The 17,083-nt window shown below is 54.5% G+C and carries 16 protein-coding genes; 6 read left to right on the top strand and 10 right to left on the bottom strand.

Going from position 1 to position 17,083, the window contains the following annotated elements; all coding sequences use genetic code 11:
- The 8 genes from D1823_RS06595 to D1823_RS06560 form a co-directional block, all read right to left on the bottom strand.
- Positions 1-963: an NAD(P)-dependent oxidoreductase gene (locus D1823_RS06595; RefSeq protein WP_256369667.1), complete on the bottom strand. Its 963-nt coding sequence runs from the start codon at positions 961-963 to the stop codon at positions 1-3.
- A gap of 65 nt (positions 964-1,028) precedes the next feature.
- On the bottom strand, positions 1,029-2,033 hold the full coding sequence (locus tag D1823_RS06590) for a Gfo/Idh/MocA family protein (RefSeq protein ID WP_117869164.1): 1,005 nt from the start codon (positions 2,031-2,033) through the stop codon (positions 1,029-1,031).
- Positions 2,030-3,532: a UxaA family hydrolase gene (locus D1823_RS06585; RefSeq protein ID WP_117869163.1), complete on the bottom strand. Its 1,503-nt coding sequence runs from the start codon at positions 3,530-3,532 to the stop codon at positions 2,030-2,032. The genes D1823_RS06590 and D1823_RS06585 overlap by 4 nt, the downstream gene beginning before the upstream one ends.
- A gap of 24 nt (positions 3,533-3,556) precedes the next feature.
- On the bottom strand, positions 3,557-4,507 hold the full coding sequence (locus D1823_RS06580; RefSeq protein ID WP_117869162.1) for a phytanoyl-CoA dioxygenase family protein: 951 nt from the start codon (positions 4,505-4,507) through the stop codon (positions 3,557-3,559).
- Between the two features lie 10 nt (positions 4,508-4,517).
- Positions 4,518-6,140 carry a TRAP transporter large permease subunit gene (locus tag D1823_RS06575; RefSeq protein WP_117869161.1) on the bottom strand — a complete coding sequence of 541 codons (1,623 nt, stop codon included), beginning with the start codon at positions 6,138-6,140 and terminating at the stop codon, positions 4,518-4,520.
- Positions 6,140-6,982 (bottom strand): TRAP transporter small permease subunit, encoded by an 843-nt coding sequence (locus D1823_RS06570; RefSeq protein WP_254683807.1) that lies wholly within the window; start codon positions 6,980-6,982, stop codon positions 6,140-6,142. Before D1823_RS06570 ends, D1823_RS06575 begins: the two co-directional genes overlap by 1 nt.
- Before the next feature lie 16 nt (positions 6,983-6,998).
- Entirely contained in the window at positions 6,999-8,168 is a 1,170-nt protein-coding gene (locus tag D1823_RS06565; protein ID WP_117869160.1) for a mandelate racemase/muconate lactonizing enzyme family protein, read from the bottom strand.
- A gap of 79 nt (positions 8,169-8,247) precedes the next feature.
- Positions 8,248-9,261 carry a TRAP transporter substrate-binding protein gene (locus D1823_RS06560; RefSeq protein ID WP_117869159.1) on the bottom strand — a complete coding sequence of 338 codons (1,014 nt, stop codon included), beginning with the start codon at positions 9,259-9,261 and terminating at the stop codon, positions 8,248-8,250.
- 197 nt (positions 9,262-9,458) lie between these two features.
- Between D1823_RS06560 and D1823_RS06555 the strand changes: the two genes are divergently transcribed.
- Positions 9,459-10,109, top strand: a complete 651-nt coding sequence (locus D1823_RS06555; protein ID WP_117869158.1) for a GntR family transcriptional regulator — start codon at positions 9,459-9,461, stop codon at positions 10,107-10,109.
- On the opposite strand, the gene denD is transcribed toward D1823_RS06555, so the two are convergent.
- Together denD and D1823_RS06545 are read right to left on the bottom strand one after the other, a co-directional pair.
- The gene (gene denD, locus D1823_RS06550) at positions 10,106-11,074 is read right to left on the bottom strand and encodes a D-erythronate dehydrogenase (protein WP_117869157.1); all 969 of its coding nucleotides are present in this window, start codon (positions 11,072-11,074) and stop codon (positions 10,106-10,108) included. The genes D1823_RS06555 and denD overlap by 4 nt on opposite strands.
- Entirely contained in the window at positions 11,071-12,039 is a 969-nt protein-coding gene (locus tag D1823_RS06545; protein ID WP_254683806.1) for an NAD(P)-dependent oxidoreductase, read from the bottom strand. The genes denD and D1823_RS06545 overlap by 4 nt, the downstream gene beginning before the upstream one ends.
- 105 nt (positions 12,040-12,144) lie before the next feature.
- Between D1823_RS06545 and D1823_RS06540 the strand changes: the two genes are divergently transcribed.
- Genes D1823_RS06540 through D1823_RS06520 form a run of 5 tightly spaced genes read left to right on the top strand, consistent with a single transcriptional unit; the run spans position 12,145 to position 17,079 of the window.
- Positions 12,145-12,903 (top strand): SDR family oxidoreductase, encoded by a 759-nt coding sequence (locus D1823_RS06540; RefSeq protein ID WP_117869155.1) that lies wholly within the window; start codon positions 12,145-12,147, stop codon positions 12,901-12,903.
- Entirely contained in the window at positions 12,900-14,696 is a 1,797-nt protein-coding gene (locus tag D1823_RS06535; RefSeq protein WP_117869154.1) for an IlvD/Edd family dehydratase, read from the top strand. The genes D1823_RS06540 and D1823_RS06535 overlap by 4 nt, the downstream gene beginning before the upstream one ends.
- An 11-nt stretch (positions 14,697-14,707) precedes the next feature.
- Positions 14,708-15,556: a fumarylacetoacetate hydrolase family protein gene (locus D1823_RS06530; RefSeq protein WP_117869153.1), complete on the top strand. Its 849-nt coding sequence runs from the start codon at positions 14,708-14,710 to the stop codon at positions 15,554-15,556.
- A complete protein-coding gene (locus tag D1823_RS06525) occupies positions 15,549-16,472 on the top strand; it encodes a 2-hydroxyacid dehydrogenase (RefSeq protein WP_117869152.1) in 924 nt (307 codons plus the stop codon). The genes D1823_RS06530 and D1823_RS06525 overlap by 8 nt, the downstream gene beginning before the upstream one ends.
- 16 nt (positions 16,473-16,488) lie before the next feature.
- Positions 16,489-17,079 (top strand): LysE family translocator, encoded by a 591-nt coding sequence (locus D1823_RS06520; RefSeq protein ID WP_117869151.1) that lies wholly within the window; start codon positions 16,489-16,491, stop codon positions 17,077-17,079.
- Positions 17,080-17,083 lie beyond the last annotated feature (4 nt).

Below are 17,083 nucleotides of genomic sequence, written 5' to 3'. Positions count from 1 at the left end.
TCAGGTGTTGAAGCGCTTGACGTAGTAGTCAACCATCTGGCTGACCATGTCATCCGCCTGACCGTGGTCGCGCGCGTCGTTCAGCGCTGAAAGCGCGCCCTGCGACATCACGCTGGTAACACCGGCCTCGCGCGCCATGCGGTCATAATACCCAAGGTCTTTTGCCGCGTTCTTGATGGCGAAGGCGAGTTGGTTCGGGTCATTCTCGACACCGTAGGCTTTGACGAAATCCATCATTCCGGAATGCAGCGGTCCTGCGGCCATCACGTCATAAAGCTGCCTGCGATCAACGCCGGTGATATCTGCCATTGCAAAGGCTTCGGCCATCGCGTTCGCGACGGTCATTGCGAAGAAGTTGTTGATCAACTTGATGGTGTGCCCCGATCCGACAGGGCCAAGGTAAAAGACGTTTTCGCCCAAGTCCTTCAGTGTCGGCCCAGCCTTGTCAAAGGCTGCCTTGTCGCCGGAAGTCATGATGTTGAGCTTGCCTTCCAGCGCGTGCGAGGGCGTCCGGCCAAGAGGCGCATCAAGATAGCTTCCGCCGGCTGCGGCAACCTCCTTGGCCAAGGCGCGTGTGCTGCCCGGAAGCGAGGTGCCAAAGTCGATGACGATCGCCCCGGGCTTCAATCCCTCGATCACGCCATCTGCACCGCGCATACGACCCTCGACCTGTTCAGAGGTTCCCATGCACAGCATCACGATGTCGCTGGCTTGTGCCAGATCTCGGGCGTTTTGCGCCTCACGGGCGCCCCGGTCAATCGCGTCGTCCAGATGCGTTCGGTCGCGGTTTCCCAAGACCGTGACCGAGTATCCCTGGTCCAACAGCCGGCTTACCATGGCTCCACCCATTAGTCCCAGGCCGATAAACCCGATTGATGGTTTGCTCATTGGTTTCCCTTTCCGTAAATGTCTCTGGTTTTCATTCTTGTGTCTGGCGCGGGCGGTTTTGAAGTTCGGATGCACATATTACCCGGCGTGTAATCATAGGTTTTTGGGTGGTCCGGTTCTTCGCCGGGGCCGGATTTCCTTCAGGTCGGCGCCCGCGCTCGAGCTGACCGCGCTTTTAGCCCCTGTTCTATCCGTGATGTGACCTCGAGCGTCCGGGTCGCATCCTCGACGTCGATCAACGGTGAGGCGCCGTCGATCACGTCAAGGAAATGATCCAACTGGGCCTCCAGCGGCTCGCGTTTTTGTTTCGGTCGCAGAAGTTGGTCTTTTTGGGCCGCAGTGCCCCAATCCTTTCCACGCCACAGGGTCATGGAAGGAAAACTTACAGCGCCCTTCGTTCCAGTGATCCACATCATGTCCTGTCGGGTCGTGCCGATGTTCGGGTTTTCGCCGGTTCCTGCCTCAAACCCCCATGGGCTGGGCGCAGAGTCGGCAAAGCTGATGGTGCCTGTCGAGCCGTTTTCGAAGGCGATCGCGACGGCGCCGCTTTCTATCCGATCCGATCCGCGGATCGACGCGCCGGGCAGGGCTACGACATCCGAGATTTCTCCGATCACAAAGCGCAGTACATCGATATCATGCACTAGATTGATCATGACCGGGCTGCCATCCGAAGTCCGCCAGTTCTGTTCAAAATAGCTGTTGGGTTTGCGCATGGCCCACAGCAACGAGACGTTGATGACCCGTCCGATCGTTCCTTGTGTGATCACCTCCTTCAGGTGCTGCAAGGTGCTGTGATACCGCCGATGGTGGCCCACCAGGCTGCGGACATCGGCCTGGCGGACGATCCTCTTCAGGCGCAAGGCGTCATTGACCGACGCGGCAACCGGCTTTTCGATCAGCATGTGCCACCCGCGCGACGCGGCCAGGATCCCGTTTTCGGTGTGCAGGCGGGTCGGCGTTGCGATTATGACGCCATCCACCGGGTCCTGCACATCGTCCATACTGGCGAAACGTGGCGCATTGATCTGGATCGAGCCATCTGGATCGGCCAACCCGACCAACATGCAGCCGGGATGCTCGATCACGGCGTGGACGTGGCGGATACCGATCAATCCGCCGCCGGCTACTAGGATCCGTTTCACATCATCGCTCCGATTTGCCAGGGAACGAATTCGTAGTCACCCAGCCCCTGGGCCTCGGACTTGGTTCGCGCGCCAGAGGCGACTTGGAGCAGCCGTCGGTATATTTCCTGTCCTTTTTCTTCGACGCTGACCCCTTTGGTCAGAATGTCTCCCGCATCCACGTCCATGTCTTCGGGCATGCGAGTCGCCAATTCAGAGTTGGTGGCGATTTTCAGCGTGGGCGCCGGTTTGGATCCAAAGGCAGAGCCACGCCCCGTGGTGAAGCACACAAGGTTGCACCCGGCCGCGATCTGCCCGGTTACCGAGGCCGGGTCATATCCGGGGCTGTCCATAAAGGTGAAGCCTTTGCGCGTGATGGGTTCGGCGTATTTGAACACGCCGGTCAAAGGGCTGGTTCCGCCCTTTACCGCCGCCCCCAGCGATTTCTCAAGGATGGTCGACAGACCCCCTTGTTTGTTGCCGGGGCTTGGGTTGTTGTCCATTGAGCCATGATTGCGGGCTGTGTAGTCCTGCCACCAATCGATCAGTCCGACCAGCTTTTCGCCAGTTGCCCGATCGAGAGCGCGACGGGTCAGAAGGTGTTCTGCTCCGTAGATCTCGGGCGTTTCCGCAAGGACACCTGTGCCGCCTTGGGCGACCAACAGGTCGCAGGCGTGTCCGAGCGCCGGGTTCGCGGTCACACCAGACCAAGCGTCCGATCCACCGCATTGCAGCGCAACCATAAGTTCGGACGCTGGGGCTTCGCTGCGCTGTGCCTTATTTGCAAGGGGTAGCATCTGATTGATCTTGCTGATGCCCATTTCCACGGTCCGGCGCAATCCGGCGACGTTCTGGATGTTCATCGTCTGGAACGTGGGGCTCTGCTTTAGCCCATACGCGTCCAGCAGCCAGTCGATCTGGTTCATCTCGCAGCCCAGACCGACCATCAGAACGGCAGCGTGGTTGGGGTGTTTCGCAAACCCCCACATGACTCGTTGGAGAGCTTCGAAACCGTCGCCGGAATCGGCCATTCCGCAGCCCGTTCCGTGGACAAAGGCCACCACGCCATCGACGTTCGGATACTCGGCCAGCTTTTCCAGCGTAAAGTGATTTGCGATCATGCGAGCCGCTGTCGCCGAACAATTCACGGTGGTCAGGACCGCGACATAATTGCGGGTGCCGACCCGGCCGTTGTCCCTGTGGTAACCCATGAACGTATCGACCGAGGTGGCGGGTTTCGTGGGCCTGAGATCCGTCGCGAACTCGTAGTTCACGCTGGTGTTGCGGAACTCGACGTTGTGGGTATGGACATGATCGCCGGGTTGGATCGGTTGAGTGGCATAGCCGATAATCTGGGCGTATTTTCTGACCGGTTCGCCTAGCGCAAGCATCCGCATGGCGACCTTGTGACCTGAAGGGATGCGCGCATTAGTCGTGACATCCTCGACAACACTGCCTGCCTCCAAGGGTCGAGTGGCAACCACCACACTATCCGTTCGATCTAAACGTACAAAAGTCATAGTCAGCTTTCTTAGCGGCCGAATCTAGGCGCAAAAGGGCGAGTCTGATGTCCACCGGTGAAGATCAATATGCGGTTGTCCGGACAGCCGTGCTCGCGCCGACTCCCAGTTGGCCTTGCAGACACGCCAATCCCGCAATTCGGTTTCGGGGCACGATCTGGACCTTGCGATGAAGCTGGGGAAATGGTCTCGGCCTGTGGGCTGACCTGCCGCGCTGAAGCGGATATCGAACGACCAGCGGAACCTGTCTGTTTCATTGACCAGCGAAGCATGTGGCGTCAAAGGGTCAAACAGGATGATCCCACCCGCCTTGACGGGCAGGGGCAGGGCGCGGTCTTCGTCAATGAACCCCTCGGCAATACCTGTCTGCGTCCGCGCACAATGCGGCAGGATGGATTGATCCCGGGTCTTTGGCAGCACTTGCAGGCAGCCGTTTTCGACCGTTGCATCGTTGACGGCAATCCAAACCGTGACCATGTCGGACTGGTCCGCGTCCTCTAACGCAACCGCCCGGTCCTGATGCCAGTCCGTTGCGGTGATGTGCGCGCGAACCTCGTCCTTTGTCAGCTTGAGGGCAGGGGGCTTCAGCCGAACGTGCTGGATCGGATTGCTGACCAACTCTGGCCCGATCAACTGCTCGACGATGTCCAGCATGGGGTAGGCCGTCAGCAAGTCGAACACGGCGGGCCCAATATGGAAAGGTGTGTCCGCCATGATCCGATCGCCGGGCAACGAGATGTCCAGCGGCTGGAAATAGTCGCAACCAGCCTGATAGGCGGACAGAAGTTTGTCCCAGAAGGTCATTCCGGACGGCTCTTCCTTGACCAGACCCTTTTTGTACCAACCATCATAGAGCCGGTTCAGGACATCCGAGTATTCGGCTTGTACCCGATCCAGGACATCGGCGGGAATTACATCCTCGACCACGAGGTATCCATCTGTCTGGAACTTGCCAATCTGATCTTGTGTCAGCATGGGTGTTACCTCACAAAAGCAGCGCGATGATGCCCGGCCAGATCAGAAGAACGGAAAGCGCCAGCAACTGGATCCCGATGAATGGGAGGAAGCCGCGGAAGATATCCGTCAGGCTGATATGCGGAGGGGCCACCGACTTCAGGTAGAACGCGGCCGGGCCAAATGGGGGGGACAGGAAGCTGACCTGCATGTTCATACAGAATACGACGCCAAACCAGATGGCGACATGGCTCGGCTGCAACTGGCCAATGAGTCCGATTTCCTCAATGGGAAGGCGAAGGACGATCGGCAGAAAGACTGGAATGATCAACAGGACGATGCCGACCCAATCCATGAACGCGCCCATGAACAGCAGGATCAGCATCATCACCAGGATAACCAGCATGGTCGGCAGGTCCTGCCCGACGATCAGATCGGCCACATATTGAGGCCCGCCGGCTATGGTGTAAGCACCCGCCAGCGCGGCGGCCCCGATGGTCACCCAGATGATGGTGCCGGTGGACTTCAGCGTCCGCATCAAACTGTCCCAAACCAGCTCGAATGATCCTTCGCCCCGCAGAATGGCGATGATCAGAACGGCGAAGGCGCCCATGCCTGCTGCCTCGGTGATGCCTGTGATCCCGCCATAGATCGAGCCGAGCACGACGCCGATGACGACCAGCGGCGCGACGAGGCCTTTGCCCATTTCCCACCCGATTTTGGCGCGCTGCCTGCCAAAGACGAAGAAGATCAGCAGAAGGGCGACGATCGTGATGCCGGCAAACCAGGGCAGGTAGTCAGCTGTCCCCAATCGCGCTGGTTCGCCCTGGCTGGCGGCGTTCGAGCCAGAAAGCTCGAAAAACGCAGCGCGGACAAACAGAACGGTGGAAAAACCGGCTACGACGATGCTCATGAAGGCCGCAAACAGCTTGCGTTTTTCAACCGGTTCAGGGTCGTTCGGGTCCGGTTCAGGCAGCGGCGCGTGGTGAGGATTCAGCCGCGTGCGGATGATGATGTACAGGATGATCATCGAGGCCAGCATGAAGCCGGGAATGAACGACGCGGTGAACAGCGACTTGATCGAGGTTTCGGTGATCAGCCCATAGATGATCAGAACGATCGAGGGCGGGATCATGGTACCCAGCGACCCCGAGGCGCATATCACGCCGATGGCGAGATTCTGATCGTAGCCAAGTCGCAGCATCTGGGGCAGGGCGATAAGGCCCAGCAGGACAACCTCACCGCCGATAATGCCGGACATGGCCGCCATGATAACTGCCATGATCGAGGTCACGATCGCGATGCCGCCACGTGTTCTAGACAGCCAGACATTCAGCGACGAATACATGTCGCGCGCGATCCCGGACCGCTCTAGCAACGACGCCATGAAGATAAACAATGGCACGGATATGAGCACGTAGTCCGTTAAGAGCCCGTATATCTTCTGCGCCAGGATGTAGAGTGGCCCTGTTCCCGGCCGGCCGGTCAGAATGCCGTCGCCGAATGAAAATGGGTTCAAAAGAAGTGTAGGTTCGAACTTCAGGACGAGAACCAGAACCGCAAGCGAGGCCGAGGCCAGACCCAAGGGCATACCGATCGCCAGAAGCACGATCAGGGCGACCATCAGGATGAGTGAGATTGTTCCAATATCCATCAGTCTTGTCCCACCGCCCGCTTGATCATTTCAATCTCATCCTCATCCGGTTCATCCGTGTGGATTTCCGGTTCTTTGTTCCAATCCGAGATCAGGTTCAAAATTGCTTGCATTGCGACGAGCGTAATCACGATCAGCACCATCGGCTGCAATGTCGCCGGGATCGGAGGATTGAAGGCGGAGCCATAAAGCTCCCATTTATAGAGCTTGTTGACGAACACCTGTTTGTAGCTGCCGTAGACCAGGAAGAAGGCAAACAGCACGATCAGTATTGTCGAAACCGTATCAAAAACGCGCTGAAGCCAACGTGGAACTGCATCGTACAGCAGGAATATTCTAATGTGACTGCGTTGCTGCATGGCGTAGTAGCCAGACATCAAAAACACAAAGCTGGCGAACCAGAGTGTCATTTCGTTGGCCCACTCGGTCGGCTTTTCCAGTATGTAGCGCATGAAGACTTCGTAGAGCATCACGACAGTCATGATTGCTATCATCATCATCGTAACTCGGCCTATGAACAGGGCGACGCGGTCCATAACCGTCGAGCCTTCGAACTCCATCGTCGCCGGGCGCACGGTCTTTGTGCCAATCACTGCAAGAACAGGTAAAAGCACTAGCGCGGCCACGTCGATGACGTCGATGTACCCCCCGAACACACCAGACATTTCGGGCGTGACGTCGCTGCGGAGGTAGATTTCCGTTACCTGACTTTTGAGAGATTCTGAGGTGTAAGGCAGCCAATCCAACAGGAATGCTGGAAGATGCCAAACAAGCCAACTGGCAGTCGCGACGAAGGCCAACGGTATGAGCCATTCAATTGGTCCGCCTGAATTCTTGTGCATCGCGTAACCCTCGTCCCTATCCTTCGATCCTGTAGTGATCGATAAAGTCTCGATCCGGCTCGACACCCAGTCCGGGGCCAGTCGGGATCATGACACGGCCGTTGTTGGCCTTGACCTGATTTTGAATTTCCAGCGGAAGGGTCAGCAGATCGTCCCGAAACTTGTTGTCCGTTGTGTCGAACTCCAGCATTGGCTCCCATGGATGCAAACCGCCTGGAATCGCTGGCATGGCGGCCAGTAGGTGCAGATTAGTTGCGACGGCGATGGCGCTGCCCCAGACGTGATTTACGACCGGAGTGAAATGTGCGTGGCATAGGGCCAGTACCCTGAGATACTCTGAAACACCGCCCAAAGCGCATACTTCTGGCTGCGCTATATCGATGCCGCGATTTTCAAGAAGATTGCGCCAGGCCCAGCGATTGAATACCGCCTCTCCGCCCGAGATGTTGACTTTAAGCGAAGAGCGCAGTTCGCGGTACCCGTCAATGTCTTCTGGCGCGACGGGTTCTTCGAACCAATATGCGTCCAGTTCTTCCAACGCACGACCGACAAAAAATGCGTCCGAAGTCGTATAGGCATGGTTTGCATCGACCATAAAAGGAAAGTCGTCACCAACTCCGCGTCGCACCGCCTCGCACAGCTTTACATCAGGCTTCGGACCAAAGCCGGTTTTCATTTTGGTCGCGGTAAACCCCATTGCCTTGATCTTTGCAGCTTCATCTTCGAAACGGTTGGCCAGATCAGAAATCGGTTCATCCCGCAGCATCATGCCGTAGCCGTAGCACGGAACACTTGTCCGATGCGCACCGCCGACAAGCTTGTGGAGGGGGAGGCCAGTGATTTTGCCCGTGATGTCCCAAAGGGCGATATCTACCCCGGACAAGGCCTGCATTGGCATTCCACTTTGCCCATGATCTCGGAGAAGGTTGTACACCTTGTGCCAGATCACGTCTTTGTCCAATGGGTCCAAACCCAGCACCATAGGTTGGATTACTTTTTCGACGATGGACTTGTTTGCTACTGCTATGTTGCCGGGGCCAAAGCACTCTCCCCAGCCTGTCACCCCTTCGTCCGTTTGAACTTCAACGAGATGGGTTGTCCGCTTGTCATAATACTGCTGCGAATAGCCCAGAACTTCCGGCATGTCGTACTGCAGTACGTGACTTATTATTCTTTTGATTTTCATGAAGTTCTGGATCCCGGCGCCGATCCGGAGAGGCCGCTAGTGCGGCCTCTCCGTGCGTCGTAATTCGGTCGAAGCCTAACTACTGCATCGCTCCCAGGTCACGCAGGAAGTTGATGTGACTTTCCAAAAGTGCCTGTGCCTCAGGGGTCGTCGCGAATTCAGTCCAACCGACCTGAACGGCCGCGCGATACGCTGCCAGGTCTTCAGGCGACCATTCGTACAACTGAACCCCTTTTGCTTGCAGGTCTTTTGCAGTCTGAGCGTTCTGCACTTCATTGATTGTGGCATTGTGCAATGCCAAGCTATCCATTGCGACTTCCATGATCTTCTTGTGGTGCGCAGGCATAGCTTCCCAAACGTCTTTGCGACAGGCCAGGTGATCTGCAGGCATCGAGTGAAAACCGGGATAGTTTGTGTGACCTGCGATCTCGTATAGACCCAGACCCACGTTGTTAGTCAGGTTTGCAGCATCCGCGCCATCAATGATACCGGTTTCCAAAGCCGTAAAGATTTCGTTGAAGTCCATCACGATCGGAGAAGCGCCAAGTTCCGCGAACACTTTGGTCGCCAGGCCTGGAGGCGAGCGGAACTTCCAATCCTTGAAGTCTTCCACTTTTGCAATCGGCTTGGTCGAAGCAAGCGACTCCGGCCCGGGAATCCACCATCCGATGAACTCCATGTCGTAGCCGTTGTACAGATCGTTTACGGCTTCTCTACCGCCGCCATGAAGAAGCCAAGCCATTTGCTGATATGGGTTCTGGTATCCGCCGAGCAGGTCGCCCGCAAACTGGAAGGCCGGATTCTTACCGGTCTGATAGCCGCCGCCCGTCATGTCGCAATCCAGAATTCCCGTAGCTGCGGCATCGAATGTTTCAACTGATTTGACCACCGAAGAGGAATAGAACATTTCAACTTCGATTTCGCCGTTCGACATTTCCTGAATGTCTTCAATGAATTTTGCGGCCATCTGGCCAGATAGAGTTTCGGGCGAGAAATGGGTTTGAATTCTAAGCTTCGTTGTTTCAGCCATCGCAAAGCCGGCTGCCATTGTCGTGGCTACGGCCGCCACGGCCGCTGTCTTGACTATTTTCATATTGTCCTCCCAGACGTTGAGCGTTGCGCGGAGTGGGAGATCTTGCTGCCTCCTTTGCTGTCACGCGAGTAAACGTTAAGCCGACGAATCGAATGCAACAAGAAAAATTTGAAATTACGAAAAATTTCGAGATTCTTGTAAAAATTCGAGAATAGCGTTAGGACGCTACTTGGACAAACTTGAAGGCGCATACCGGGATGAACGAAGAAGTAGATATTTATCAAGATCTTAAGATGCGTCTAATCTCTAATGGATTCGAACATGGATCCAAGGTGCGGGCCGAAGAACTGCGAAAAGAGTATGGTTGTTCTGCGAGTGCAGTTCGTGAAGTCCTTTTTCGTTTGGCCGCTGTTGGTTTGGTGGACTTTCAGGAACAAAAGGGATTCCGCGTGCCAAAGCGTTCCCCGCAGAAGCTTATCGAATTGACACACGTCCGTGTTTTGCTGGAGGCAGAAGGCACAGCAATGTCGATCCGAAATGGCGGAGTGGATTGGGAGGCAAGATTGACGGCTGCACATCACAAACTCAGCCATATCGAAAAACGCATTCACGCCGCAAACGACCCGAGCGACCTTGTCGAGATCTGGTTTGGCTCGGAGAAGGAATTTCACCAAACGCTGATTTCTGCTTGTGGATCGGAAACGTTGAAGCAAATGCATGGCCGAATTTATTCTCAATTCAGACAGCAATTGATGGTGGCAGACCGCAATTTCGAGTTCATCTCTCAAAACATAAGGCATCATGCAGATATACTAGAAGCTGCTCTGTCAGGGGATGAGCAATTAACAAGAGACAAAATTCACGACCACCTTAAGCGCCACTTGACCGGAAAGACGATGGGCCACTAACGCTTGTAGTCATCCTCCAGATACACGCGGACAATATCGTCAAAACTCGATTCCGCCCGGAATCCCAAGTCCAGCGCACGATCCGTTTCAAAGTCACGGGGCCAATTCTTAACTATACTTTCAATTGCCGCGTCAGGAGTACGTTTTATTAAGGCAACAGCGTCCTGGCCAGCTACAGTACGCAGCGCTTCAATCTGTTCTGATACCGTGCAACTCACGCCGGGCATATTCAACGAGCGTCGGTCGTTCAAAAGTTCGGTGTCCAAGTTGGCAGCGTGGGTCAAGAAGGCCGCTGCTGCGCGTGGACTGGCGTGCCAGTGGCGTACAGTATCGGCAACAGGCAATATGGCCTCCTCTCCGTTCAAAGGCTCTCGGATAATCCCTGAAAAAAAGGACGAAGCGGCAGCGTTGGCTTTACCGGGGCGTACGCACAAAGTCGGCAACCGCAGAGAAATACCGTTGATAAATCCTTTTCTGCTAAAGTCCGTGATCATTATTTCCGATGCCGCTTTCTGCGCCCCGTAACTGGTTAAAGGCGCAGAGAGAAACTCATCATTTATCTTGTCGGGGAATGGTGCTCCAAAAACTGCTATGGAAGAGGCAAAAACCAATCGCGGCCGGTACTCGCCTTTGGACACCTCGTGTTCATCCTTGAGCGCGTTTAGCAGTGCCCACGTCGCCATGAGGTTGACGCCCCAACCCAATGCAAAGTCGGTCTCAGCTTGTCCAGAAACTATAGCAGCGAGATGGAAAATGACGTCTGGGCGCTGTGCGGCGAAAGACTTGGCTATGCCGGGCGCTGTCAAACTTCCCTCAATCTGATTGCCTACCGCACTGTTTGGCGGAAACGCGAGATCGAACAGTGAGACTTGGGCATTCACACCAAAGGTCTTTTCAGCCGCAATGCGATGAGCCAACTTCTGGCCCAACATCCCTCCTCCGCCAATGACAAGAATCCGGTTCACGACATTTTGTTCCGTTTTTTGAGTTCCAGATACAGAGCCGAATGGTCCAGTTCAGCCCCAGCCATTTCGTCAATAAGATACTTGAAGCGGTCGCGTACAGATTGCGTGTTGGGCAGTTCGATGCCTAGGCTTCTCGCTTCTTCCAACGTGTTGTCCAAGTCCTTTAGCTGAAATTTACACAAGCCACCGGGTGCGAAATTGCCCTCAGACATTCGTTCACCGTGTTGTTGCAGGATAACGCTATCAGCAAATCCGCCTTTCAATGCCGAACGCAGGGCCATTGGATCCGCACCCCCTTGCTGTGCCAAAAGTGTCGCTTCGGCGACGGCTGAAATTGTTACTGCAACAATTGTTTGATTGGCCAGTTTGCACAATTGCCCTGAGCCACTAGGGCCGACGTGGACAGGTTGGCCCATTGCTGAAAGAATTGGTTTAACTTGCTCCAGTACGTCTTTGTCTCCTCCTACCATGATCGCAAGGGTTGCCGCCTCGGCGCCTCTTGTGCCACCGGAAACCGGGGCATCCAAATGAGATATCCCCATCCTGGCCAATTGCGCGGATTGTTCTCGGGCGTGTTCAGGCTTGGCGCTAGACATATCAATCCAGATCATTCCAGGCTTCAAGTGCTCGCAGAACGCCGCGTCAGCCAACAGCGCACCAGTTGCGTATCCATCCGAAAGCATGGTCACAATAATGTCTGCATCCGCTATCGCCAGCGCGGCGGTGTCCGTTACCGTCGCACCTTCCGCAACCAAGGGTTTGGCTTTGTCTAGGGTTCGGTTCCATGCGGTCACAGACAAGCCAGATTTGAGGAGATTCCGCGCCATGGGAACGCCCATCAGGCCGGTTCCCAACACAGCGACATCAAACTGTTTGCTCATGATTTCCTGTCCTCCTGGGGATGTATCACGCTTGGTTATGGCCAAACCACAATCTCTGTCATACGCTAACGTTTCTGGCCTCACATGCCACAAGTCGTCGAAGTCTTACCAAGGTTTCTTTGAACTTCAGTTGATCCGTGGACCAAAAGCCAGCGGTGCAATTGTGACTAAGGAAGTTGGAAAATATAAATGATAGAAAGACTTAAGGGAAAGCGTGTGTTGGTTACAGCTGCGGCGCAAGGGATCGGACTTGCCAGCGTGGTTGCAATGGCGAGAGAGGGCGCGATTGTCTATGCGACCGACATAAACATCACAAACCTAAACTCGATTCGGGGCGAGAATCTCGAAAATTTGGAAATTTTCGAGATGGATGTGACGAATGATGAAAGTGTCCAAGAAGGTGCCGAGCGGGCCAAACCAGACGTTCTGTTTAATTGTGCTGGGTTCGTGCATCACGGCACAATTCTCGAAGCAACAGATGACGAATGGGATTTTGCCATGGACCTAAACGTTCGTTCAATGGTGCGCACTGTTAAGGCTGTTTTGCCCGGAATGCTTGAGCGTGGCGGAGGGTCGATAATCAATATGTCGTCCGCGTTGGGATCTGTAATAGGCGCGCCAAATCGCTTCGTCTATGGCGCGACTAAGGCTGCTGTTGTTGGGCTGACGAAGTCGGTGGCCGTGGATTTTATAACGCAAGGAATTCGGTGCAATTGCATATGCCCGGGAACGGTCGACAGTCCCAGTTGGCGGGGCAGGGTCGATGAATTGGGCAAGCAACTGGGCAGCAGAGAAGAAGCGCTTGCACAATTTGTGGCACGTCAACCTATGGGGCGTGTGGCAAAAGCAGAAGAGATTGCTGCATTGGTCGTCTATCTGGCGAGTGATGAGAGTGCATTCACCACAGGACACACACATGTAATTGATGGGGGTTGGTCAGGCCAATGACAGTAATATCAAAGGATGATCTGCGGTCTCGCAAGTGGTTTATGAATTCTGAAAACTTGGAAATGACCGCGTTGTATCTCGAAAGATATCTCAACTACGGACTGACCCGTGAGGAGCTGCAGTCGGGCAAGCCAATAATTGGCATTGCTCAGACCGGTAGCGATTTAAGCCCTTGCAATCGGCACCATATCGAGTTGTCCAAACGCGTTCGCGACGGGATCATCGCTGCCGGGGGAACGTGCATTGAAATTCCCGTGCACCCGATACAAGAGACCGGTAAACGGCCAACTGCCTCTTTGGACCGCAATCTCGCTTATCTGTCCTTGGTGGAGAGTCTATTCGGGTATCCGATTGATGGCGTTGTTCTGAACATTGGTTGCGACAAGACCACGCCCGCACTTCTCATGGCCGCTGCGACTGTCAACATCCCAGCGATCGCCCTGTCGGTCGGCCCCATGCTCAACGGCTGGTGGAAAGGTGAGCGCGCCGGATCCGGAACGGTTATTTGGAAAGCGCGCGAAGACCTTGCAGCTGATGAAATTGATACCGATGAGTTTATGGAAATCGCTGCTGCCGCAGCACCTTCGGTTGGCTATTGCAACACCATGGGAACGGCGACGACCATGAATTCGCTTGCTGAAGCCTTGGGAATGCAATTGCCGGGATCAGCAGCCATACCAGCCCCGTATAGAGAGCGCGGTCAAATCTGCTATGAAACCGGTAAACGCGTTGTGGACATGGTTTGGGAGGATCTACGCCCAAGCGATATCATGACACGAAAAGCTTTTGAAAACGCGATTGTCATTAACTCGGCCATTGGCGGATCGACAAATGCGCCGATACACCTGAATGCAATTGCCCGGCATCTTGGTGTTCCGCTGAACAACGATGACTGGCAGAAACATGGCCACGACGTACCTCTTTTGGTTAATATGCAACCAGCCGGGAAATACCTGGGTGAAGATTACCAACATGCTGGTGGCGTTCCTGCAGTTGTCGGAGAGCTTCTTGAAGCTGGATTGCTTCCTCATCCCGATGCATTAACGGTGAACGGCAACGCGATGGGGCAAAACTGCTCCATGCGCCGGTCGCTTAATTGTGATGTGATCAAGCCTGTCAGCAGCCCTGTTAAGGAACAAGCAGGGTTCATCAATCTCTCGGGCAATCTGTTCGAGAGCGCGATTATGAAGACATCTGTGATCTCGCCAGCTTTTCGAATGGCTTACCTGTCAAACCCAGACGACCCCGATGCATTTGAGGGCAGCGCTGTCGTTTTTGATGGGCCTGAGGATTTTCACCATCGGATCGACGATCCCGCGGAAAACATCGACGCAAACTGTATTCTGATCATGCGCGGAGCCGGACCAAAAGGATACCCGGGTGCCGCAGAGGTCGTGAACATGCGTCCGCCTGCATATTTGTTGAAACAAGGCATCGAAGCCCTTCCTTGCATCGGTGATGGCCGGCAATCCGGTACATCAGGAAGCCCTTCGATCCTGAATGCTTCACCCGAAGCTGCGGAAGGCGGCGGGTTGGCCTTGGTGAAAAATGGTGACCGGTTACGCATCGATCTTGGCAAAGGCACAGCAGATATGCTGGTTTCTCTTGAAGAACTGCATGAACGCGCCCGCGATCTAGAGGCGCGCGGTGGGTATTCGATGCCGCCCAATCAATCACCGTGGCAGGAAATATTCCGCGAAAAAGTAGATCGACTGGATCGTGGCATGACCCTTAAGGGTGCAGAAAACTACCGCGATATCGCGCGAGGTTTCTTGCCACGCGACAATCACTAAAAGGAACAGAAATGAAACTTGTTCGTTACGGAGCCGAGGGCTCCGAAAAACCCGCCTTGGTCGACTCTGAGGGCCTACTACGGGATCTGTCTGCTCACATCAACGATATCACGGGTGAGATGTTGGATGATGCAACACTTGACAATCTGCGCTCATTGGATACCGGCAAACTACCGATTGTAGAGGGTGATCCTCGCATCGCACCTTGTATTGGGAAAATCGGAAAATTCCTGTGCATTGGATTAAACTACTCGGACCATGCGGCAGAAACCGGTGCTCAAATCCCGAAGCATCCGATACTTTTTTTCAAGGCAAATTCTGCGGTCATTGGGGCATATGATGACGTAGTCATGCCGCGTGGATCTACGCACACCGACTGGGAATGCGAACTCGGCGTCGTCATCGGCAAAACGGCCAAATATGTTTCCAAGGCTGACGCGGTCGAATACGTTGCTGGCTATTGTATCGTAAACGATGTCTCTGAAAGGCATTTTCAAACTCAATTGACAGGCCAATGGACCAAAGGAAAATCCTGCGACACATTTGGCCCTACCGGCCCTTGGCTAGTGACCCGAGACGAGGTGCCTGATCCTCAAAGTCTTGCTATGTCGCTGGATGTAAACGGTCAGCGCATGCAAACCGGGAACACCGCTACGATGATCTTTTCCGTTGCCGAGATCATTGAGCATCTAAGCCAGCTTTTCACACTGCACCCAGGCGACGTCATTTCAACTGGAACACCGCCCGGTGTTGGAATGGGGATCAAGCCGGAACCAGTTTACCTAAAAAAAGGCGACGTCATGGAGCTTCGCATCGATGGTTTGGGTGTTCAGAGGCAAAAGGTCGGCCAAGATGACTGACTTGTTGCAAATTGGCGGCATCACAGAACGGATGCGAGACCGCCTGACCTCAGTATTCGACATACATCAATTGGATGATTTCAACGCGGAAAGCATAACGCATATCGTTACAAATGGGCACGACGGAGTTCCGCATGACCTAATGACTTCCCTCAGTAATCTGAAAATGATCAGCGTCTATGGGGTTGGTTACGACGCCGTCGACGCAAATGCCGCTGCTGAGCGCGGGATTGTCGTTACGCACACACCTAATGTGTTGAACAAAGAAGTCGCAACCACGGCAGTTCTGCTGTTGCTGTCATGTTATCGAGAGCTCGTACGTGACGATGATTACGTTCGGTCCGGACGATGGGAAGTTGAAGGTAACGCCCCTTTGACCCGATCTGCGGATAATCAAAAAGTAGGCATTCTTGGTCTTGGTCGCATTGGTCAGGCGATCGTTGACAAGTTGGAGCCATGGGCTCCCGAAATTTCTTATCATACCCGGACACAGAAGGATGTTCCGTACCGCTACTTCGATAATTTGGTTGGATTGGCGGAACACGTGAACATCCTGATATGCATCACGCCCGGAGGCTCGTCGACCAATAAGCTGGTAAACGCTGAGGTGTTGCGTGCGTTGGGGGCGGACGGAACACTGATAAACGTTAGTCGCGGGTCAGTCGTCGACGAAACTGCTCTTATCAAAGCATTGCAGAACGGTGAGCTCGGTTGGGCGGGGCTGGATGTTTTCGAGGACGAACCGCGTGTTCCAAAAGAACTGCGCGAGCTGCCCAACGTCGTTCTTCTTCCTCATGCTGGTAGCGCGACTCTTGAGACGCGTGCAGCCATGGGTGACCTCACTGTCGACAACCTGCTGCAACATCTTAAGGACGGATCGGTTATCACGGCTGTTCCGGAATGCAGAGATGTGTAAATGGCCAATCTGACAAGTGTTTGAGTTTGCTGTTGCGGTTTTCTTTTTGCTGATTACCCCGGGGCCTGGTGTTCTGACAACGGCCGGAATTGGATCAGCTTTTGGTTTTCGGGCAGGTCTGGCATTTGTGGCAGGTTTGATGCTGGGCGGGTTCATCAATATGATGTTGGTGGTCTCGGGAGTAGCCGCTGCGGCGTTGGCTGTGCCAGTGCTGAGAAACTTGTTGTTGTTTGCGTCGGTCGGATACTTGGTTTTTCTTGCCTGGCGCATTGCTAGCGCTGGCTCAAAAGTTGGATTCTCTCCTGCAGACTCACCACTTGGATTTGCAAATGGGCTGACGCTACAATTCATTAATCCAAAAGCTTACGTGGTCGGCACTGCATTGTTTTCAGGGTTTGCATTTTTGCCCGAAGCGCCTTTTTTGGAGGTCATCATAAAAGTCATAGTTTTCAATACGATTTGGGTGCCAGTGCACATGATCTGGCTGAGTGCTGGTGCAAAAATAGGTAGCCTTGATTTAAGCGAGAGGTCGCACCGAAGGATCAACTTAGCGATGGCGGGTTCATTGCTGGTTGTTGTGCTGATTGCCTTGAAGTCGGTGGTGTGACGGA

It is taken from the genome of Ruegeria sp. AD91A (genome assembly GCF_003443535.1).
Taxonomy (GTDB): Bacteria; Pseudomonadota; Alphaproteobacteria; order Rhodobacterales; family Rhodobacteraceae; genus Ruegeria.
Note: the sequence above shows the minus strand (reverse complement) of the source record. Positions and strands in the feature narration are given on the sequence as shown.